This window comes from Arsenicibacter sp. R0_47, from assembly GCF_057652235.1.
In genome coordinates, this window is sequence record NZ_JBYFCJ010000034.1 from 1 (window position 1) to 20386 (window position 20386).

At 50.7% G+C, this 20386-nt stretch carries 17 protein-coding genes; 12 read left to right on the forward strand and 5 right to left on the reverse strand.

What is annotated here, in order from left to right; genetic code table 11:
* Positions 1–372 precede the first annotated feature (372 nt).
* The 3 genes from tyrS to AC23NW_RS31115 are packed head-to-tail and all read right to left on the reverse strand — an operon-like array spanning position 373 to position 3427.
* Positions 373–1674 carry a tyrosine--tRNA ligase gene (gene tyrS / locus AC23NW_RS31105; protein WP_487454442.1) on the reverse strand — a complete coding sequence of 434 codons (1302 nt, stop codon included), beginning with the start codon at positions 1672–1674 and terminating at the stop codon, positions 373–375.
* A gap of 11 nt (positions 1675–1685) precedes the next feature.
* Positions 1686–2891 carry an S-adenosylmethionine:tRNA ribosyltransferase-isomerase gene (locus AC23NW_RS31110; RefSeq protein ID WP_487454444.1) on the reverse strand — a complete coding sequence of 402 codons (1206 nt, stop codon included), beginning with the start codon at positions 2889–2891 and terminating at the stop codon, positions 1686–1688.
* Between the two features lie 20 nt (positions 2892–2911).
* A complete protein-coding gene (locus tag AC23NW_RS31115) occupies positions 2912–3427 on the reverse strand; it encodes a hypothetical protein (RefSeq protein WP_293842747.1) in 516 nt (171 codons plus the stop codon).
* A 207-nt stretch (positions 3428–3634) separates the two neighbouring features.
* Between AC23NW_RS31115 and AC23NW_RS31120 the strand changes: the two genes are divergently transcribed.
* The 4 genes from AC23NW_RS31120 (at position 3635) to AC23NW_RS31135 (ending at position 7757) form a co-directional block, all read left to right on the forward strand.
* Positions 3635–4186 (forward strand): cob(I)yrinic acid a,c-diamide adenosyltransferase, encoded by a 552-nt coding sequence (locus tag AC23NW_RS31120; RefSeq protein ID WP_293842748.1) that lies wholly within the window; start codon positions 3635–3637, stop codon positions 4184–4186.
* A gap of 7 nt (positions 4187–4193) precedes the next feature.
* Positions 4194–4865: a DUF1345 domain-containing protein gene (locus AC23NW_RS31125; protein ID WP_487454446.1), complete on the forward strand. Its 672-nt coding sequence runs from the start codon at positions 4194–4196 to the stop codon at positions 4863–4865.
* A 145-nt stretch (positions 4866–5010) separates the two neighbouring features.
* Positions 5011–7104 (forward strand): BatA domain-containing protein, encoded by a 2094-nt coding sequence (locus AC23NW_RS31130; protein WP_487454448.1) that lies wholly within the window; start codon positions 5011–5013, stop codon positions 7102–7104.
* A 35-nt stretch (positions 7105–7139) separates the two neighbouring features.
* Positions 7140–7757, forward strand: coding sequence for a Uma2 family endonuclease (locus AC23NW_RS31135; RefSeq protein WP_487454450.1), 618 nt, complete (start codon positions 7140–7142; stop codon positions 7755–7757).
* Here the strand turns inward: AC23NW_RS31135 and AC23NW_RS31140 are convergent.
* The gene (locus AC23NW_RS31140; protein ID WP_487454452.1) at positions 7743–8246 is read right to left on the reverse strand and encodes a GNAT family N-acetyltransferase; all 504 of its coding nucleotides are present in this window, start codon (positions 8244–8246) and stop codon (positions 7743–7745) included. The genes AC23NW_RS31135 and AC23NW_RS31140 overlap by 15 nt on opposite strands.
* 82 nt (positions 8247–8328) lie before the next feature.
* On the opposite strand from AC23NW_RS31140, the gene AC23NW_RS31145 reads away from it, so the two are divergent.
* The 3 genes from AC23NW_RS31145 (at position 8329) to AC23NW_RS31155 (ending at position 11882) form a co-directional block, all read left to right on the forward strand.
* On the forward strand, positions 8329–9597 hold the full coding sequence (locus AC23NW_RS31145; RefSeq protein ID WP_487454454.1) for a glucuronyl esterase domain-containing protein: 1269 nt from the start codon (positions 8329–8331) through the stop codon (positions 9595–9597).
* 170 nt (positions 9598–9767) lie between these two features.
* Positions 9768–10196 carry an Hsp20/alpha crystallin family protein gene (locus AC23NW_RS31150; protein WP_293842754.1) on the forward strand — a complete coding sequence of 143 codons (429 nt, stop codon included), beginning with the start codon at positions 9768–9770 and terminating at the stop codon, positions 10194–10196.
* 144 nt (positions 10197–10340) lie between these two features.
* Entirely contained in the window at positions 10341–11882 is a 1542-nt protein-coding gene (locus tag AC23NW_RS31155) for a Do family serine endopeptidase (RefSeq protein WP_293842755.1), read from the forward strand.
* Positions 11883–11955: 73 nt separating this feature from the next.
* Here the strand turns inward: AC23NW_RS31155 and AC23NW_RS31160 are convergent, their stop codons facing one another.
* Positions 11956–14772 (reverse strand): putative Ig domain-containing protein, encoded by a 2817-nt coding sequence (locus AC23NW_RS31160; RefSeq protein ID WP_487454456.1) that lies wholly within the window; start codon positions 14770–14772, stop codon positions 11956–11958.
* Between the two features lie 384 nt (positions 14773–15156).
* Between AC23NW_RS31160 and nagB the strand changes: the two genes are divergently transcribed.
* The 5 genes from nagB to AC23NW_RS31185 all read left to right on the forward strand — a co-directional run bounded on the left by nagB (position 15157) and on the right by AC23NW_RS31185 (position 20381).
* The gene (gene nagB, locus AC23NW_RS31165; RefSeq protein ID WP_487454458.1) at positions 15157–17103 is read left to right on the forward strand and encodes a glucosamine-6-phosphate deaminase; all 1947 of its coding nucleotides are present in this window, start codon (positions 15157–15159) and stop codon (positions 17101–17103) included.
* 98 nt (positions 17104–17201) lie between these two features.
* The gene (locus AC23NW_RS31170) at positions 17202–18374 is read left to right on the forward strand and encodes an acyltransferase family protein (RefSeq protein ID WP_487454459.1); all 1173 of its coding nucleotides are present in this window, start codon (positions 17202–17204) and stop codon (positions 18372–18374) included.
* Between the two features lie 81 nt (positions 18375–18455).
* On the forward strand, positions 18456–18923 hold the full coding sequence (locus AC23NW_RS31175; RefSeq protein WP_487454461.1) for a hypothetical protein: 468 nt from the start codon (positions 18456–18458) through the stop codon (positions 18921–18923).
* Positions 18920–19081 (forward strand): hypothetical protein, encoded by a 162-nt coding sequence (locus AC23NW_RS31180; protein ID WP_487454462.1) that lies wholly within the window; start codon positions 18920–18922, stop codon positions 19079–19081. Before AC23NW_RS31175 ends, AC23NW_RS31180 begins: the two co-directional genes overlap by 4 nt.
* A gap of 109 nt (positions 19082–19190) precedes the next feature.
* Entirely contained in the window at positions 19191–20381 is a 1191-nt protein-coding gene (locus tag AC23NW_RS31185; protein WP_487454464.1) for a TlpA family protein disulfide reductase, read from the forward strand.
* Positions 20382–20386 lie beyond the last annotated feature (5 nt).

Genomic DNA, 20386 nt, shown 5'->3' on the forward strand with positions numbered 1-20386 from the left:
TCGTTGTCAAGTGTTTTTCAAAATATTTTTTTTAACTTTTATTTCGAAATTCAGCTTGTCAAACGCCGTATCAGGATGACTCTTTCGTGTCGGCTGCGTTCCCTCATTTGGGAGTGCAAAAGTAGTACTTTTCAAATTCATTGTCAAGTGTTTTTCAAAATATTTTTTTCGAATCTTTCGAAGAACAACTTGTCAACAATTGGTTGATATTCAGCGCATTTGCTTTGTTTTCTCAACCGTTTCCCTCATTTGGGACTGCAAAGGTAGGGCATTTTTCACCCTTTTGTCAAGCCTTTTTCTGAAAAAAGTTTTCAGAATTGAAAACAATCCGGCCAATCTACTGGTTTATAGCAGATTGGCCGGCGTATTATTTTATACTTTTTTCAAAAGGTGGTTCTTTTTGCCCTTCGATATAAGTAGATATTTACCCTGCAACCACTCCAAATCAGGCAATGCATTCGGATCTGATACCTTTATTTTGTTCAGACTGACTGCATTTTGTGTAATTGCCCGACGTGCTTCGCCTTTCGACGCGTAAACTTCGCCTTTCGACGCTACAGATAACAGGTCCGTTATATTCTGCGCTCCGGCCAGTTCCGCTTCTGTGACCTCCGTTTGCGGGACCCCGTCAAAGATTACGTCAAATTCATCGGCTTTAATAGACCGCAGTGTTTCCAGGGTTGCTTTTCCGAACAGTACTTCAGACGCTTTTACTGCCAGTTCATAACCTGCCTCCGAATGAATACGGGTCGTTACGTCTTTGGCAATCGCTTTTTGCAGAATCCGTAAGTGCGGGGCTTCGGCATGCTGACGCTCCAGTTCTTCGATCTCGTCTTTCTGTAATAAGGTATACACACGGATTAACCGGCCACAATCTTCGTCGGCTGCATTAATCCAGAACTGGTAAAACTGGTAAGGCGTCGTCATGCCTGCATCCAGCCACAGGTTGCCGCTTTCACTCTTGCCGAATTTTGTTCCGTCTGATTTCGTCACCAGCGGCGTAGTCAGGGCAAATGCTTTACTTTCTTCCTGGTGTCCGCCGGTTGCATTATCAATCCGGCGGATCAGTTCGGTTCCTGTCGTGATATTTCCCCATTGGTCTGAGCCCCCCATCTGGAGGCGTACACCTTTATGCTTATATAACCAGTGAAAATCGTACCCCTGTAACATCTGGTAGGAGAATTCAGTAAAGGAAATCCCGGTTTCCAGCCGTTTTCTCACCGAATCCTTTGCCATCATATAATTGACGGTAATGTGCTTGCCGGCCTCCCGTAAAAAGCCCAGGAAGGAGATATCCTTAAACCAATCGTAGTTATTAACCATTTCGGCCGAGTTGGCGCCACAGTCGAAATCCAGAAACTTCTCCAGCTGGGCCTTAATACCGTCCTGGTTTCTGCGGAGTGTTTCTTCTGACAAAAACTCCCGTTCAGCCGCTTTACCGGACGGGTCACCGATCATTCCGGTAGCACCGCCTACCAGTGCGAATGGTTTATGACCGGCCCGCTGCAAGTGTACGAGCAGCATGATTGTTGCCAGGTTACCGATATGCAGTGACGAAGCCGTCGGATCAAAGCCGATATAGCCGGCGGTCATTTCCTTTACAAGTTGCTCTTCAGTGCCGGGAGTCATGTCGTGTAACATGCCCCGCCAGCGTAGTTCTTCAATGAAATTCATAAAATAGTAGTTTATGGTAACAGCAGGGAGGAATCACCGTAGCTCAGAAACCGGTAGTCATTGGCAAGGGCTGCTTCATAGACCTTACGCCAGTCGTCACCCAGCAGCGCAGCAACCAGCAGAATCAGCGTTGAGTTTGGCTGATGGAAGTTGGTTATGATACCCCGGCACATCATAAAGCGGTAACCCGGCATGATGTAAATACCCGTATGTGCAATTACCTGCTCTTTGTGTGTATCATCCATATACATTAATACAGCCTTCAGGGCATCAGCCACTGCCGGTCGCTCCGGCTCTGGAACGGTATAGGCATAGTGCTGATCCAGACGGAACGGGTCGGCCTCCTGCCGGATCAGCTTTACGCCCATCCAGTATAAACTTTCCAGCGAACGCATCGAGGTGGTACCAACCGGCAACAGATGCCCGGCATGCGCAATCAGGTTCTGTACGTTCAGGCGGGTGTATACTACCTGCTCAACATGCATCCGGTGCTCCCGTACATTATCCGTTTTAATCGGCTGAAACGTTCCGGCGCCCACGTGCAGCGTCAGAAAATCATGACTGATTCCGTTCGCAGCCAGTGTGGTAAATACCCGGTCCGTAAAATGCAGGCCGGCAGTCGGCGCGGCAACGGCTCCCTCTTCCCTTGAATAAACTGTCTGATAGGTGTCTTCGTCGGCCCGGGTTGCATCGCGCTTCAGATACGGCGGCAACGGCATCTGACCGGCCAGCTGAATGACCTGTGCGAAGGACTCCGCTACAGGTTGCCAGCTGAACCGGACGAGCGACTTCTCCTTATCTTCCAGCACTGCTGACAAGATAATGCTCCGGTCTCCGGCCGGGATCTGTACCTGCAATACTTCATCGTCTTTCCAGCGTTTCCGGTTACCGATCATGCATTGCCAGACTGTCGTTGCCGTATCCTGCATGGCTTCACTCATAGAGCGGTCGGCAGGATCCGGATTCAGCAGAAACAGTTCAATTACTGCCCCCGTTGCCCGTGTGAACAACAGCCGGGCCGGTATTACTTTCGTATTATTAAAAACCAGATAGCTTTGCGGGGGCACCCAATCGGCCAGCTCATAAAAATGCGCATGGCTGATCTGCCCTCCCTGATACACCAACAGTTTCGACTGATCCCGCCCTGCCAGCGGAAAACGGGCAATCCGCTCATCGGGCAGGTCATACAGAAACTGTTTATTACTCAACTCCTCCATATCCTTATATACTTACCCGCTTAACTGAGGACTTCTTCCGCATCCGGCTTCATCAGCAGAATCCGCACGGGTAGCGAAATAAAGACAATGGCAATAATGGCGGTACTCAACGGCAGCAGCCAGCTGTAGTTCAGGCTGTCGTTCTGAATATCCGACCGGTTCAGCATCGACAATACAAACAACGCGAGGGCCAGAATCGTATTGATGGCCGCCATGAGGGCATAAAACCAGTTCAGCATTACTTCATTTAACTGGTCGCGATGAGCAATCCAGACCGGAGCAAACGGCAGCCGGTCGTCCGGCAGTTTCGGAAACAGACGCGCGATTGAGTTAATCAGCGTGTTATTGATCAGGAACAGGGCAACACTGGCATAAAAAATCGTTTCACGATCGATGTACTTCGTTGCCTGACCTATTTCGTTGAACAATACAGCCACTTCGGCCGGGTAAGCTATGTAACAACTGATTAGTGAAATAGCTACGCCAAGAATAGAGCCGAAACGCCATACGCGGACAAAAAACGTTCCTACTTTCATAATACATTAGTAATGTGACATCCGGCAAAAGCGTAGCAGTATACGGTGTTGGCTCCGCTCCGGCCTGACGCACAGGAATCAGTTCTGTTAATTGAGGTGCAAAGTTAGCCACAGATTAACCGGATTTACACAGATATTTATAGATAGCCTGAGTTTGTCTGTATTTAACCGCATATTTACGGCCGGATTAAGGATTATAATTGACTGATGAAGATTTACACGAAAACGGGAGATAAGGGACAGACCTCACTCATTGGCGGCCGGCGGGTCAGCAAGGCCGATCTGCGGATTGACGCTTACGGGACCGTCGACGAGCTGAATTCGTGGATTGGTCTCCTTCGGGATCAGCCTGTTAATGAATCACGGAAAGAACTGCTGAAGGAAATCCAGGACCGGCTCTTTACGGTTGGGGCCTCGCTGGCTACTGACCCCGAAAAAGCCGTCAAAAAAGCGATTCCTGATATTATTCAGGACGACATTACGCTGCTTGAACAGGCAATGGACGACATGGATGCCAGCCTGCCGCCACTCCGCGCCTTTGTGTTGCCGGGCGGTCATGCCTCGGTATCATATTGCCACCTGGCCCGTACGGTTTGCCGCCGTGCCGAACGGCTCGTGATTCACCTCAGCGAACAGAGTCCGGTGGATGAGCTGGTGATTCAGTACATGAACCGGCTGTCAGATTACCTGTTTGTTCTCAGCCGTAAAATGACACAGGAACTAGGCAGCGAAGAGGTCGCCTGGAAACCACGGGTATAATATGTATATGACCAACAGGCTCCGGCATACCATCATTCACCTCGACGCGCACCAGCGTCTGCTGATCGGCCTGGCCGTTGCAGGTTTATCCCTGCTGGTAATTCACGGAAGCTTACCGTGGATTGCGCAGGCGGTCATTGCCTGGATTTGCTATGCAGGAACAGCCCTGTCGCTGACCTGGACTACCATTTTTCAGGCGCATCCGGCAGATATCCGCAGGCGCGTACAAGTACAGGATTCAAACCGGTCACTGATCTATACATTGGTTGTAGTAGCGGCCATGGTTAGTCTGTTTGCCGTGATGTACCTCATCAGCTCTGTCCAGAACGAACCACAGGACAAGATTGTCGTGCATATTATTCTGTCGCTGTGTTCTATTTCGTGTTCATGGTTTCTGGTGCATACGCTTTTCACTATTCATTACGCCCATGTCTATTATGACAGTACGCAGAAGGGCAAATCCGGCGGACTGGACTTTCCGGATGACGAGGCACCGGACTATCTGGACTTTGCCTATTTCTCCTTTGTGATCGGCATGACCAGTCAGGTTTCGGATGTACAGATTTCGTCGAAACCCATGCGCCGGCTGGCTTTGTTACATGGCTTACTGTCATTTGTATTTAACGCATTAATTGTTGCATTGACCATAAATACAGTTTCCGGGCTGCTGGGACGTTAAACCAGGGATATTCTGCATGATTATTGCCACTACATCACTAATTTAGGTCCGGAAATCGTTAGCTATTTTTGGGTTTCTCATTTATATTACGTTTTTAGTCACTTACTGACTGCATTTGTAAGCTGTATTCGTTCAAGGCAACCTGATGAACTTTTTATATCCTCAGTTTCTTTTTGGCCTGCTGGCCGTTTCTGTACCCATTGCCATTCACCTGTTCAACTTTCGCCGGACACGCCGGGTTCTGTTTACGAATGTTGCGTTACTGAAGAATGTTCAGACAGAAACCAAGTCGTTCCGTCGGCTGAAGCATTTGCTGATCCTGCTGGCGCGCTGCCTGTTTCTGGCGTGTCTGGCACTGGCATTTGCCCAGCCGTTTATTCCCAGCAAGAGTAAGCTTGGCTTGTCCCGTCAGGGCGTTACCAGCCTGTACGTTGATAATTCGTACAGTATGCAGAACGAGCAGAATGAAAAACGCTATCTGGATATGGCCACCGGCAAGCTCGATGAGCTGCTGACGCTGTTCCGGAACGCTACCTCTCTCCAGTTGATTACGAACGACTTTTCGGCCGACGAACAGCGGCCGGGCAGTGCCGAAGCCATCCGCGACCGGGTCACTTCGGTGCGGTTTGCCCATACGCCCCGTAGCCTCGAATCGGTTTACCGGCGGCAGCGCAACCTGATGGCCACCCTGAACCCGGGCGGCAAAAATCAGCTGTTCTGGTTTTCGGATTTTCAGAAAAGCACAGCCGGTGAGCTCTCGCGGCTCAAGACGGATACCTCCGACCGTGTTTTTCTGGTGCCGATGAATGCCAAACAGACCAAAAACGTCTATGTAGATTCTGTCTGGCTGGGTACGCCGTTTATCCGGGAAATGCAGAACAACAGCCTCAACATTAAACTCAGCAACGGTGGCCGCGAAACGGTCAAAAACCTGCCGGTCCGGCTTTATATTGACAATACACAAACCTCGACCGGTACGGCCAACCTCGACAGCGAAGGTAGCGCGACCATCGCCCTGAACTTCAACGTAACGTCGAAAGGCTACCACCGCGGCCGGATTGTGTTCGAAGATTACCCGATCACGTTCGACAACGAATATTACTTTGTCATTGAAGCCTCGCCCTCAATCCGGGTGCTGCACCTGTATGGCGAACGGGCGGGCGGCAACGGTGTCGATTATGTATCGACCGTATACTCAAACGACAGTCTGTTTGTCCGCCGGAGTTTTTCTGCACAGAACTTTGATGTCGGTCAGTTAAAAGAAACGGATCTGGTTGTGCTGGAAGGCGTCAGCCAGATTGCCGGTACACTTCGTACCGAGCTGGACCGCTTTGTCCGCCAGGGCGGCAGTTTAGCCGTTATTCCGCCGCCGACACCGGATGTAAACAGCTACGGGCCATTCCTGGCCGGTCTGGGCATCAGCGGCCTGCAGGTGACACCACCGGCGGCCAATGCGCCTACCCTGCCCCTCAACGACCCCGACCGGCGCAACCCGTTCTTTGCGGATGTGTTCCAACAAAGTTTTCAATCGGAGCCGCTCAATTTACCGGGCGCCTTACCGGTGTGGCGCTGGAATGCCGGTCAGCGCCTGCTGGCCATCCGCGACGGCAACCCGTTCCTGACGCAGACAACCGTTGGCAATACAAACGGCCGGCAGGGCAAGGTATATGTCTTTGCCAATCCGCTAGGCAACCAGTACGGTAATCTGGCTGAGCACGCGCTGTTTGTGCCGATTATGTACAAAATCGCCGCACTGAGCGTACAGGCACAGCGGAGCGCTTATTCGTTCGATGAAAACGTAGTGACAATTCCGGTCGCCAACCCATCGGAAAAGGCGGTTTACAAACTGAAGAAAGATAAACTGGAGATTATTCCGGTGCAGCGGGTTATCGGCAATCAGTTGGTGCTCGAAATGCCGAAAAGTAATCAGCTGGCTGCCGGTCAGGACGTAGAAGCCGGCTACTACGAACTTCAGGATAACAATGGTAAAACAGAGCGTTTGCTGGCTCTGAACCACGGCAACGAAGAGTCGGCAATGAGTTTCTATTCTGCCGATGAGCTGCGGCAGGCTTTCAGCGGGCAACCGAATGTAGAAGTATTCGACAGTATTACCGACAATGATTTTGTCCAGGTACTGGAACAGGAAAATCTGGGCAAAAGCCTCTGGAAATATTTCCTGCTGGCAGCACTCGGTTTCCTGCTGTTTGAGATCGCCCTCGTCCGGTTTATGAAGGGATAAATGCTTATATTTGACCAGCTAACCTGCATCCGCTCATGCCTACGATTCAGTTACAACTACCGATTCAGCTTGAGCCAGGCGATCACCATCGTCTGGCCGAGGAAATCCGACAAATGACGGATGATGAGTTTTACTACTTCTGTCAGGACAATCCTGACTACAAGTTTGAGCGGGATGCGTTGGGTAACATTGACATTATGGGACAAACAGGCGGTGAAACCGGCGAACGCAACAGCGAGTTAAATGCAGAACTGGTATTGTGGAACCGCAAAGACCGGACAGGCTTTGTCTATGATTCGTCAACCGGTTTCCGGTTACCGAACTGTGCCACACGGTCGCCGGATATTGCATGGGTCTCAGCTGACCGCCGGAATGCCCTGACAGCAGAAGAACGTAAAAAATTCCCGCCCTTGTGCCCGGACTTCCTGGTAGAATTGCTTTCGGAGTCAGACTCACTCACAGAGGGCCGTAAAAAGATGCTGGAATACATGGATAATGGCTGTCTGCTTGGCTGGCTTATCTATCCGAAAACAGAAACGGCTTACATTTACCGTAAGGATGGTTCGGTCAGCGTCGTTCAGGGGTTCGACAATCATTTATCCGGTGAGGCTATTCTGCCTGATTTCAGCTTTAACCTGTCACTGCTCCGGTAAGCAGGCCATTCGGTAATACTGACAGTAATATACCTTACCAAACTCTTCAATAGACCGGCGATAGGTAGGCTCAAATCCGTAGCGTTCATCCTGAGCCATTAATTTAGGGCGTGTCGCATCCGTTTCAAGCTGGATTTCGCGAACGCCCTTTTTTCGTCCCTCCGCAAGACAGAAATCAAGCATCCACTGAAAGAGATTCTGCCCGGCAAAGGTGCGGCGAATAGCAACTTTATGCACAAAACCGGCCGTGCCGTCAGGGACATTATCATAATAAAGCGGATCTTTCCACTGGAGAATAAACGTAGCGGCCGGTATCCCGTCGACATACATTACATGGCAGTTATCCCGCGTAAAGTCATCGACCAGCGTTTCTACCGACAGGTCCTGTATATCCCACATGACCTGCCCGTTGTCGATCAGCCACTGTCCGACCTCACGTAATACATTGATAAAATCATCCAGGCGGTCGTTGCGGAAGGTAATCGTCATGGCTTGTCAGTTTATACCGTGAAAACAGCGGTAAATAAACAGGTTTTCAGCCTTTTCTGCATATAAACGAAACGTTATTCCTGTGAAAATACGGCTTTCAGCTATCCTGATCACCCTAGCCACCTGTGCCATGGCGCAACCTGCATTTAAACCGAATTACGATGAGAATAAGGTGCCGACCTACACGCTGCCCAATGTATTGCAGCTGCCGGGCGGACAGCCGGTGACCTCGGCAAAGCAATGGAGCACCGTTCAGCGGCCGGCGATCCTGCAACTTTTTAAAGAGCATGTATATGGCCAAATGCCCGGTAAACCCCGTGTGATCCGCTCCGTGGTGCGGTCAGTAGACGAGCAGGCACTGGGCGGAAAGGCTATCCGGAAGCAGCTGACCCTGTTTTTTGGCAACGGCGACGATGCCCCGAACATGGAGATATTACTGTATCTGCCCAAAACCACCAAACCCGCTCCTGTTTTTGCCGGCCTCAATTTTTTCGGAAATCACTGTATCAGCAACGACCCGGGTATCCTGCTGTCAACGCGGTGGTTACCAAACCGCAATGAGCAAGTGGTAACTAACCGGGCTACGGAAAAAGCACGCGGTATGCAGGCCAGCCGCTGGGAAGTTGAGGAACTGATTGCACATGGCTACGGAACGGCGACGGTTTATTACGGTGACCTGGAACCCGACCATGCAACCGGCTGGCAGACCGGTATCCGGACCACACTCAAGGATGAACTACATATCGCTCCCGAAGCCTGGTCGGCCATCGGCGCCTGGGCATGGGGGCTCAGCCGCCTGATGGATTATCTGGAAACCGATCCGGCCGTTGATGCAAAACGGGTGATGCTGCACGGGCACTCACGGCTGGGAAAAGCCGCGCTCTGGGCCGGTGCCAATGACGCGCGGTTTGCCATGGTCATTTCCAACGACTCGGGCGAGGGCGGGGCTGCGATTGCGCGCCGTATGTTCGGCGAAACCGTCGAACGGATCAACACCTCGTTTCCTTACTGGTTTGTCGGCAAGTTCAAAAGCTATAATCAAAACGAAAATGCCATGCCGACTGACCAGCATATGCTGCTGGCCCTGGTTGCCCCCCGCCCCCTTTATGTAGCCAGCGCGCAAGACGACCATTGGGCTGACCCGAAGGGCGAGTTCCTGGGGGCAAAAGAAGCCGAACCGGTCTGGACGCTGTTTGGCAAAAAAGGACTTGGTGTATCGACTATGCCGGCGGTCGATCAGCCGGTCGGGCATACCATCGGTTACCATATCCGGACCGGCGGCCATGACATTACGCCCTACGACTGGCAACAATACATCCGGTTTGCGGACAAGCATTTCGGAAAGCCGTGATTACCGGACACGAATCAGATCATACTGTCACAAGTCTAAAATCCGGACACATTGGCAAAAGTCAATCCTAAAACAACCCCGATTCAGGACATATTGTCATAAAAATTGATTTGGTATACGGTTTGTTACAGTATGGTTGTCTTTAAACAACAACACATAAGAACAAAACCATGAACTCAATAGCACGCTTCCATAATCATGCCCCGTCTTTTTTCAGCAATTTTCCTTTCGGCCGCGAAGTAAGCAGCGCCTGGACCAACGGAACAGCGACCCCGTCAGTTAATGTAGTTGAACACGAGAACGGCTTCAGGATTGATGTTGCCGCGCCGGGCTTACCGAAAGAGGCCTTTGCGCTCAATCTTGATCAGCATACACTAACTATCTCAGCCGTTCAGGAAGACAAAAAAGAGACAACTGACGGTGAGAATTATACCCGCCGTGAGTTTAGTTATTCGTCGTTCAAACGTAGTTTTACGCTGCCGGATACCATAGACAGCGACAACATACAGGCGAGTTACAAAGACGGTATTCTGTCGGTTGACTTACCGAAACGGGAAGAGGCAAAACCCAAAGCGGCCCGCCAGATTGCGATTAATTAAGTAGCTTTAACAAGCTGTTGTTAAAATTTGTTAAGTACCTAAATACCTGAAATTTTTCAAGCACCTGTTTCCGTTATATTGGCGAAGGATTTCTTCAGAACATAACACAAAAGGAACAGTAAAATACACCCTAGTAAATAGACCATGAAAAGTAACTGGAAAGCATTAACGTTAATTTCGCTGCTATCAAGCGGTTTAACACTGGCTGCCTACAACTTCCTGGGTTTCAATAATAAGGACGTTGTTTTCAGTGATTCAGGCAGCAACCCCATTAGTCGCTTAGTTTCTATGCCCGGCGGTGCTACTACAGCCGGTGCGCCCGGTGATTTCTCATTCGCTGCCGAACTGGCGTCGCCTACCGTTGTACACATTCGTACAACCATGACCCGTACCGTTCGTCAGCAACAGATGCCTGATATTTTCCGCGATTTCTTCGGTGATGACTTTGGCGGGGCACCCCGTCAGCAGCGCCAGCAGGGCCAGGCTTCCGGCTCGGGCGTAATCATCAGCAAGGATGGATACATTGTAACAAACAATCACGTGGTTCAGGATGCTGACCAGGTTGAGGTTGTCTTAACCGACAAACGCAGCTATAAAGCGAAAGTGATTGGTACTGACCCGCTGACTGACCTGGCCGTCGTGAAAATTGAAGCCGCCAACCTGCCTGCCATTACGTTAGGTGATTCGGACGGCCTGAAATTAGGCGAATGGGTACTGGCGGTTGGTTATCCGCTTGACCTGGAATCAACGGTAACGGCCGGTATTGTCAGTGCGAAAGGACGCCGGATTGGTATTCTGGAGCAGGATTTTGCCCAGCGTCAGCAACGTCAGGGTCAGGGTTCCGGCCAGCAAAAGGCAGTTGACACGCCGGTAGAGGCCTTTATTCAGACCGATGCTGCCATCAACCCTGGTAACTCAGGTGGTGCACTGGTAAACCTGCGTGGTGAACTGGTCGGTATTAACTCCGCCATTGCCTCTGCAACCGGTTATTACAGTGGTTACGGTTTTGCCGTACCAGTATCGCTGGTGAAAAAAGTAACGGCCGATATTGTGAAATTCGGTAACGTACAACGGGGTTATCTGGGTGTCATCCCGGTAGAACTGGACAGCAAAAAAGCCCAGGAACTGGGTTCGAAAGTTGGCCGCGGTATCTACGTGAACGATGTAACAGATAACGGTGCAGCCAAGGCTGCCGGTCTCCAGAAAGGTGACGTTATCGTGAAAATGGAAGGCCAGAACATTGACTCAGATGCCCAGATGCGTGAAATCATCGGCCGTCGTCGTCCTGGCGATCCGATTACGGTAACCATCAACCGGAATGGTTCTGAGCGCGATGTCAAAGTGGTATTGCGGAACCGGAACGGTGGTAACGAAGTCATCAAACGCGAAGAAGTAGCTGCTACCTCATTAGGTGTACTGGGTGCTCAGTTTGAAGACCTCACTCAGAATGATGCCAAGCAGCTGGGTGTTAGCGGCGGGGTACGCATCAAACAGATCACCGACGGTAAACTGGCGGAAACGGATATCGAAGAAGGCTTCATCATTGTGAAGGCAAATGGCAAAAATGTAAAATCAGTAAAAGATCTGCAAGCCATCCTGTCTAACGTGAAAGAAGGTGAAGGCCTGATGCTGATCGGTATGTATCCGAACAGCTCACGGATGTACTACTACGCCGTGCCTGTTTAAGTACTCCTGATCAGATACTAAAAAAGCTGTCCGGCAACCCGGACAGCTTTTTTTATTGCCTGTATAAAACCGGTTATTGTTTAACTACCTTAACTACCTGCCGGCGGCTACCACTGATCGCCTGCACGAAATAAACTCCCGCCGCCTGCCGGAGCGGAATCAGTTGCCGCTCACGTGCCGATGCGGCCTTAATCACCTGATCGTGGAGCAGTTCGCCCTGTGCGTTTATCATGCGGAGGGTCAGTTCCATACCGGCTGCTCCCTGCACCTCAACCGCTACCTGCTCCCGGCTGGTCGGGTTTTCGAGTACAGTCAGTGTCAGGTTACCAGCCGGCTCACCAGCTGACATCCGCGCGGCACCGGAACAAAAGGCTGCGAAGTTAAACGTGTAGTTTACCGTTACCCCATTTTGAGTTGCATAAATCATGAGCGGTTTCGGGTCGGCCCGTAAGCCCGGCTCAACGATTCCGGTCGGGTTGCTGAGCGAGGCCCGCTGTACGCCGATGGCAATGTAATTGATCAGGCTACCGTCGCCGCCCGTTGTCCGGAACGTGATCGCTCCGGTTGCGCAATCATAGAGGGGTGCGATCAGCGCCAGTGGCTGCATACCGCCGGTCGGAGATACAATAATGCTGAACAACGCCTGAGCCGACAGCCCGCCCGGATCAGTTGCCGTAATAATAACCGGGTAGCTGCCCTGCGCGGTCACTGTGCCGGAGATCGTACGGGTGGCTGCATTAAAACTCAGCCCGCCTGGTAAGCCTGCCGCAGCATAGGTCAGTACATCGCTGTTGGGGTCAGCAAACGTATTTACCGGAACCTGAAAGCTGAACGCCGCCCCCTGCTGCACGACCTGGTTGGCCAGCGGCATGACCAGCACCGGTGGCTGGTTAGCCCCACTGCCCTGACAGTAGTTCCGGAAGTTAAACAGATAAGACACCACCTGTCCGTTTTGCCGGGCCATCAGGTTGAGGATTTTTGTATTCGGATCGCCGAGAATTGCCGGATCAATCGTATGAACCGCCCTGGTTGTCCAGCCTGTCACTCCGACGGCCATATACTCAACCGGAGACCCATCACCCCCGGTTGTCTGGAATGTCAGCATACCGGTCTGGCAATCAAACTGCGGTTGTACCAGAGCCAGCTGCTGAATAAATGTCATAGCCTTATCGGCCTGAATCAACCCATAGCCGGTCAGGTAATCGAAACCAGAATCAAAGCCCGGCGTTAACGGGTCGTCCATATCAATTGCAGACTGCTGCAGGTAGCTTTTCATCAGTTGCGGCGACAGATAACCGCCTGCCTTTTCCATCAGCAACGCCCCGACAGCCGCCGCATGTGGTGCCGCCGCCGATGTACCGAAAAAGTTGGGTATTCCATCCTTCTCAAGATCGGTGCTTGCTGCGTAAAAAAACGTAGTATTCCCACCGTCAGGTGCCACAATTTCCGGCTTCTGCCGATAAACGGCACTGATCGCGGCGTCACTGCCATCAAAAAGGATGGGTACCCCACCGGCCGACGAAAACGTTTCAATAACCGGCGCCGCTAAAGTGGTATTAAAAGCCGGTGTCAGCGTATAGCGTGCGGCACCGACCGCAATTGCATTTTCAGCGTTTGCGTGTCCATAGCTGGTGGCGCTTTTTGTATCGAACGCCACACTTACATTTGATCCAAAGTTCACCCACTTTACACGGGCCGGATTCGGGCCGCTATACCGCACAACAACCAGATCAATAGCAACGGTTGTGGATGTAACATTGCTGACAGATACGCGCTCAACGGGACCAGAAAACGTATTTCCGTTAAGGCTGGACAGATCAGGACGTAATACATTGTTGTAATAAACCAATACATCCAGATCTGTTTTTGACGTATTCCCGTTCAGCCCATAAAAGGAGTCTGTCCATTGCAGAATTGCCTCAAATGAGCCTCGTGCCGGAATAATAATCCGTTGTGTAATCGCATTTGTACCAAAGTCATGCGCTACACCTAACGTCCCCAGAAAAGGATCAGACAGTACTCTGCCCGAGCTTTTAAAGGGAGCTTCGTAGGAATTGCGGGCATTGTTACCCGCCGATGAGAAATAAGACACACCGAAGTTTTTCACGACATAATCAACGGCCTGTGCCACAATACCGTCCTGAAACATAGGCTCGGCGAAGTAAATAATGTCATCAACAATAACTTTACAACCCGCTTCGGCCAGTTTAATAATGCCTTCAGCAAAGCCTTCCTCCCCGTTAAAGGCTGTATGAAAGGCAATATCTGCACCCGGCGCTACGTCATGAACGATTTCGGCCATGGCGCGTCCTTCGTCAATAGCATCCTCAAACAAGTAATCGTCCAGTACCTGTACATTAGGAGGCAAATCACCGGAAGTAACGCCGTCGGCAGCACCTCCCAGCGCATCATACGAATCTGACAGTACCCCGACTTTTACCCCTCTGCCGTTTACCCCGGCCTGAGCCCGTGCAATATCGGCCCGCATGGCTTTATCACCCTGTGAGTTCACGGAGCCGGCCTGTAGTTTCGGTTTGTACACCTGTGAAACAAACGCCAGCCCCGGCAGATTCTTTAAATCCCCCAGTTTTGCCGGCGGGAAAAAGCCGAATATAGACCGGCCATTCCGTTTAGCCTCCTGTAGCCCGGCTGTCTGTAAAGCACGCAGTAATTCAATGCCATTATCGTCACTCGCGTATACGTTAATGGCAACCAGACCATTTTTACTCCAGAGTCCTGTAGTGGATCTGAGGTCACTGTTCCCCGGCTCAATAAATGCTTTATCAGGCGGTAACAGCGATACCGATAGCCTGGCATCGGCAGAACGTTGCTTTAATTGCTCAATAACTGTCTGAGCAGACGTCGTGAGGGTCGTCAATCCTATTACCAAACTTGTGGATAGTAGCCCTGCTACTATTTTTTTTCGTATTGTTGTAAGCATACAATTGGTGAGATGATTTGAAGTAGAAATATGATAAAACAAATTCGTTAAATCAATGCACCGGTATACTTAAATACACAAAAAGGTAAGCCATTTTGATAAACGTCAAAATGAGTGCGGTTTTTACGGATAAATTCAGCCCGCGACGGGTCTGTTTTACGGAAACGACAAACGAAAAACCATATACTACTGATTATCTACATTTTACAGATGTAGATTGCCTTATCAATTAGTTTTTAAAAAATTTTAAAAATTTACCGGGAGAACATTCGCTAATACATTGTTTTTCCTGAACTTTGCAATTCACTTTCAATCATCGTCAAAGTCAACGATATGATTACCGAATCATCAGTACTTGAGACGCCAACGGGCGGCCCCGTTCAGTCGGCGATCACGTACGAAAAAATCCCGACGCACATTTACTCAGACGCTAAGGCTGCTTCACGGGCTGTAGCGCGTGAGATTGCCGCTCTGATCCGGCAGAAACAAAGTGAAGGTTTGCCATGTATCCTGGGCCTTGCCACCGGTTCTTCACCAAAAACGGTTTATGCCGAACTCGTTCGGATGCACCGCGAAGAAGGGCTTAGCTTTCAAAACGTGGTTTCTTACAACCTGGACGAATATTATCCGATGGAGCCCGACTCGCTGCAGAGCTACTGGCGTTTCATGAAGGAGCAGTTATTTGACCATGTAGATATTCCGGCAGGCAACTACCATATTCCGGACGGCACCGTGTCGTATGACAAGGTAGCTGAATTCTGCCGCCATTACGAAGATATGATTGAAGCGGCCGGCGGCCTTGATTTCCAGTTGCTGGGTATCGGGGGTAACGGCCATATCGGCTTTAACGAACCGGGTTCACTGAGCAATTCCCGCACCCGTCTGATGATGCTTGACCACTCGACACGGGCGGCGGCATCGATGGACTTCGGCGGACTGCCACGGACACCGCGTAAAGCCATTACCATGGGGGTTGCCAGCATCCTGAGCGCCAAACGGGTAGTGCTGCTGGCCTGGGGTGAGCGCAAGGCTCCGGTAATCAGCAGTGCGGTTGAAGGCACGGTTACGGAACACAATCCGGCATCGTACCTGCAAACGCATCCGAATACCCTGTTTGTCATTGACGGAGCCGCTGCTTCGGGGCTGACCCGGATGAAAGCGCCGTGGCTGGTTGACTCGGTTACCTGGGACAACAACATGAAGAAAAAGGCGGTTACCCACCTGTCGCTGACACTGGGCAAGCCTATTCTCAAACTGACTGACCGCGATTATAACGATAATGGTATGAGCGATCTGCTGGCGCAGTACGGTCAGGCCTATGATATTAATATCGACGTTTTCAACCAGTTGCAGCGCACCATCACCGGATGGCCGGGCGGTAAGCCAAACGCCGATGATACGTTCCGGCCGGAGCGCGCGCAGCCTGCCAGCAAACGCTGTCTGATTTTCAGCCCGCATCCTGACGACGATATTATCTCGATGGGCGGTACTTTCCAGCGCCTGCACGATCAGGGCCACGAAGTACACATCGGCTATCAGACATCAGGAAACATTGCCGTTGCCGACGACGAAGCGCTGCGTTTTGCGGATTACGTCGTTGATTTCAACGAGAAATTCGGCATCGACAGCCCGGAAGCCACGCGCATTTTCCAGGATGCCGCTGCGTTCCTGCGTGCGAAAAAGGACAGTGAAATGGATACCGACGAAGTGCGTTATGTGAAAGGCCTGATCCGTAAAGGGGAAGCCAAATCAACCTGCCGCTTCGTAGGGATTCCGGTCGAAAACGCGCACTTCATGAACATGCCGTTCTACGAAACCGGTAAGGTTGAGAAGAAGCCGCTGGGCGAAGAAGACATTCTGGTTGTGATGAAGCTGATCGAAGAAGTGAAGCCGCATCAGATCTACGCCGCCGGTGACCTTGCCGATCCGCATGGCACGCACAAGGTGTGTCTGGACGCCATCATGGAAGCCGTTCGCCGGTTGAAAGGCAAGGACTTCATGAAAGACTGCTGGGTGTGGCTGTACCGCGGTGCGTGGGCTGAGTGGGACATTCACGAGATTGAAATGGCCGTACCAATGTCGCCGGATCAGGTGATGAAGAAGCGGTTCGGTATCTTTAAACACCAGTCGCAGAAAGATGGCGTGGTGTATCAGGGCGCCGATTCGCGCGAGTTCTGGCAACGGGCCGAGGAACGCAACCGCGGCACCGCTGAACTATACAACCGCTTAGGCCTCGCCGAATACGAAGCCATGGAGGCATTTGTGCGCTGGCAGTACTAATTTTAGAACAGTATTACGGGATTACGGGGATTTTGCTGAACTTAGTATCACAGATCCCGGTAATCCCGTTTTCTTTTCTGACATTACGTTTCGCGCACATGCAAGCAACCTCAACGCCAGTCTCAACACCCGCACCTGCCGGCACGGCCCGCCAACGCCTGTTATCCCTTGATGCATTCCGGGGCATTACCGTTGCCGCCATGATTCTGGTGAACAACCCCGGCGATTGGGGCCACATCTACCCGCCGCTGGAACATGCCCCCTGGAACGGCTGGACACCTACCGACCTCATTTTCCCGTTTTTCCTGTTCATCGTCGGCGTATCGATTACGTTTGCCCTGGGCAGTAGCGGACAGGCCGTAAATGGCATAGACGGTATGCGGGGTGCGCAGTGGAAGATTGTGAAGCGGGGGCTGATCCTGTTTGGGTTGGGCGCATTTCTGAATCTTTTCCCGCGTTTTGACTTCAGCAGTTTCCGGATACCGGGCGTTTTGCAACGCATTGGGCTGGTGTATACCATCTGCTCCCTTATTTACCTCCGCACAAACATCCGTCAGCAGATACAGCTTGCCGCCATTCTGCTGATCGGCTACTGGCTATTGATGACGCTGGTGCCGGTGCCTGGCGTCGGCTATGCCAATCTGGATCCGGAAACCAATCTCGGCGCGTGGTTCGACCGGAGCCTGTTGGGCAACCACCTCTGGAAGAGTTCGAAAGTATGGGATCCCGAAGGGCTGCTGAGCACTATGCCGGCTATTGGTACCGGCTTGCTGGGGATGTTGACCGGCACGTGGCTGCGGCGGCAGGACAAGCCTGTCACTGAACGGCTGGCGGGTCTCTTTACCGCCGGGGTGCTACTCACTATCGGCGGCCTTTGCTTCGACGGCATTTTCCCGATTAATAAATCCTTGTGGACCAGCTCGTTTGTACTGCTGGCGGGTGGACTGGCCATGATCGGGCTGGCTACCTGCTACTACCTGATTGATGTACTGGGCTATCGCACATGGTCGAAGCCGTTCGTGGCCTACGGTGTCAATGCCATCACCGTTTTCTTTCTTTCCGGCCTGATTCCCCGCATCCTGAACATGATCCACGTCACCACACCCGACGGAAAAGAGCTCGGGGCCAAAGAGTGGATGTACCAGACCTTTTTTGTCCCCTACTTCGCCGAGCCTATCAATGCCTCCCTTGCCGGTGCTCTCACCTTCGTCCTGATCTGGCTGGGTATTCTGTGGGTTATGTACCGGAAAGGGATTATTATTAAGGTGTGATCAGGCAGCAATCAAACGTTAAGGCGCCTTATAAACACTTGTAATGGTGATCTATCTTTGCTAAAACCTTTAATAAATACATTGATTGTCAACAGAATAAGTCGGGAGCAGTTTAAAACATCGTGCGTTAAACTAACTGGTAAAGATGCCGGGCGGTTAACTAAAAAATTATGGGTATTTGACTGGAAAAAGGAAATTAAATCAGCTGACCGTACTGTTTATAAGTTAACAACCCAGGAAAACCCTGATGTTATTCAGGGGCTCATCAGCTGGTCTGATTCAGGTGATCATCTTTTTGTAAACCTTGTTGAATCTGCTATATTTAACCGGGGACAGGAGCGCTTGTATCAGGGAGTAGCGGGCAACTTATTTGCTGTCGTCTGTCAGGAATCTTTTTCAAAAGGCTATGATGGCTTTGTTGTCTTTGAATCAAAAACAAGATTGATCAGTTACTACCACGATTTATTGGGTGCACAGCGCATAGGAAGTTCAGCGAGGATGTTTATCGATACACAAGCAGCCGCACATTTAATTAAATTATACGTATGAAACCGAAAAAGCTAAAAGCAACCGAAGAGCAAGACGTTGAAGTTGTCAACCGGTATCCGAGTAATGAAGAGCGGCAACAGATCAGCCTGTTTATCCGGAATTATAAGGCAAAAGCCAAAACAGTACCGACAGCGTCCATCCGGCAAATAAAAGCTTGATGTTGTCACTTGTAAGGCATGACTTATCCTCACGCTAAACAGGTACTGTAACTATCAGCAACTGCTGACAGCAAACCAGAATCGATATCCACTCCTATTTACTGACCCTATGAAAAAGATACTACTGCTTTGTCTTTGTACATGCCTGACATCTGTACTTAACGCCCAATCACTTGATACAAAATCGCTATTGAGTAACATAAATAAGGCAGTTAAAGACTTGAGAGAAGGCCGGTATACATACAAAGACCTGGTTATAAAGATTGCGGTTGGCGAGGATACGACACGTACTACCCACACGACTAAGGTACGTTTCAGGCAAAATACGGCAGACACCTTACTAGGGTTTAAGATCGCCGCTTTCCGGACTGACGGATATACACAAATCTATAATGGCGTTAATCTTTTCAGCTTGCTGCCGTGGGATAAGACACTGGAAGTAACACCGGCAAAAACCTATCCGAAACAAATTAAGTCCTTTGCATACCAGTACCCCTTTTTCCAGAAAGCACTCTGGTCACTGAATCTTCACAACAATGTAGAAGGGCGTACCATTAAACTGGTAGGTACGGAGGTTTTTCAAGGTCAGCTCTGCTATAAACTCAGCCTTGACAGCGAGTTGTCCCGGAAAAACCGGACAGAAATGTTCTGTTATGTATCCGTCCGCTCTTTTCTGCCCGTCCGCGAGTTAACTACCCTTCGCTCAACCATTGGAAAAGCGGAAGAGATCTTGATTTTTGACTATTCTGTCTCAGCCATTCAGGCCGGACCGGTTCCGGAAAGCGATTTTACCAAAGAACGACTGGGTGAGTATACCCGCGAAAAAGAATACAACCCACAGGACGATGCTACTGCTGGTGAACTGCTACCGGCAGGTACGGCTGCCCCGGCCTGGCAACTCCCCGTAATTGGCAGCGATTCGCTGAAACTATCCGATCTTAAGGGTAAAATCGTTGTGATGGACTTTTGGTATAAAGCCTGTGCACCCTGTCAGAAGCAAATGATTGCATTACAGAAACTACACGATACTTTCCCTCCGAATGATGTTGTTTTTGTAGGCATAAACACAATTGACGACCCGGTCAGGGATAAACTTGCTGCATTCCTGAAACTGCGAAACGTTACGATGCAATCTGTTTACAAAGGTAATTCCATCGTAAAGCAATATAATGTCACAAGCTCCCCTGCTCTCTTCGTCATCGACCGGACCGGCAGGGTTGTCCATACAATCAGCGGATGGACACCTGACGTTGTAGAAACCATTCATAACGTATTGACAAATGAGCTGGCCCGTAACTAAAAAAG

Excerpts from the sequence above, each read along its gene's own strand:
- tyrS (WP_487454442.1), bottom strand. The coding sequence starts at position 1,674 with ATGAATTTCATTGAAGAACTACGCTGGCGGGGCATGTTACACGACATG.
- AC23NW_RS31110 (WP_487454444.1), bottom strand. The coding sequence starts at position 2,891 with ATGGAGGAGTTGAGTAATAAACAGTTTCTGTATGACCTGCCCGATGAG.
- AC23NW_RS31115 (WP_293842747.1), bottom strand. The coding sequence starts at position 3,427 with ATGAAAGTAGGAACGTTTTTTGTCCGCGTATGGCGTTTCGGCTCTATT.
- AC23NW_RS31120 (WP_293842748.1), top strand. The coding sequence starts at position 3,635 with ATGAAGATTTACACGAAAACGGGAGATAAGGGACAGACCTCACTCATT.
- AC23NW_RS31125 (WP_487454446.1), top strand. The coding sequence starts at position 4,194 with ATGACCAACAGGCTCCGGCATACCATCATTCACCTCGACGCGCACCAG.
- AC23NW_RS31130 (WP_487454448.1), top strand. The coding sequence starts at position 5,011 with ATGAACTTTTTATATCCTCAGTTTCTTTTTGGCCTGCTGGCCGTTTCT.
- AC23NW_RS31135 (WP_487454450.1), top strand. The coding sequence starts at position 7,140 with ATGCCTACGATTCAGTTACAACTACCGATTCAGCTTGAGCCAGGCGAT.
- AC23NW_RS31140 (WP_487454452.1), bottom strand. The coding sequence starts at position 8,246 with ATGACGATTACCTTCCGCAACGACCGCCTGGATGATTTTATCAATGTA.
- AC23NW_RS31150 (WP_293842754.1), top strand. The coding sequence starts at position 9,768 with ATGAACTCAATAGCACGCTTCCATAATCATGCCCCGTCTTTTTTCAGC.
- AC23NW_RS31155 (WP_293842755.1), top strand. The coding sequence starts at position 10,341 with ATGAAAAGTAACTGGAAAGCATTAACGTTAATTTCGCTGCTATCAAGC.
- nagB (WP_487454458.1), top strand. The coding sequence starts at position 15,157 with ATGATTACCGAATCATCAGTACTTGAGACGCCAACGGGCGGCCCCGTT.
- AC23NW_RS31170 (WP_487454459.1), top strand. The coding sequence starts at position 17,202 with ATGCAAGCAACCTCAACGCCAGTCTCAACACCCGCACCTGCCGGCACG.
- AC23NW_RS31180 (WP_487454462.1), top strand. The coding sequence starts at position 18,920 with ATGAAACCGAAAAAGCTAAAAGCAACCGAAGAGCAAGACGTTGAAGTT.
- AC23NW_RS31185 (WP_487454464.1), top strand. The coding sequence starts at position 19,191 with ATGAAAAAGATACTACTGCTTTGTCTTTGTACATGCCTGACATCTGTA.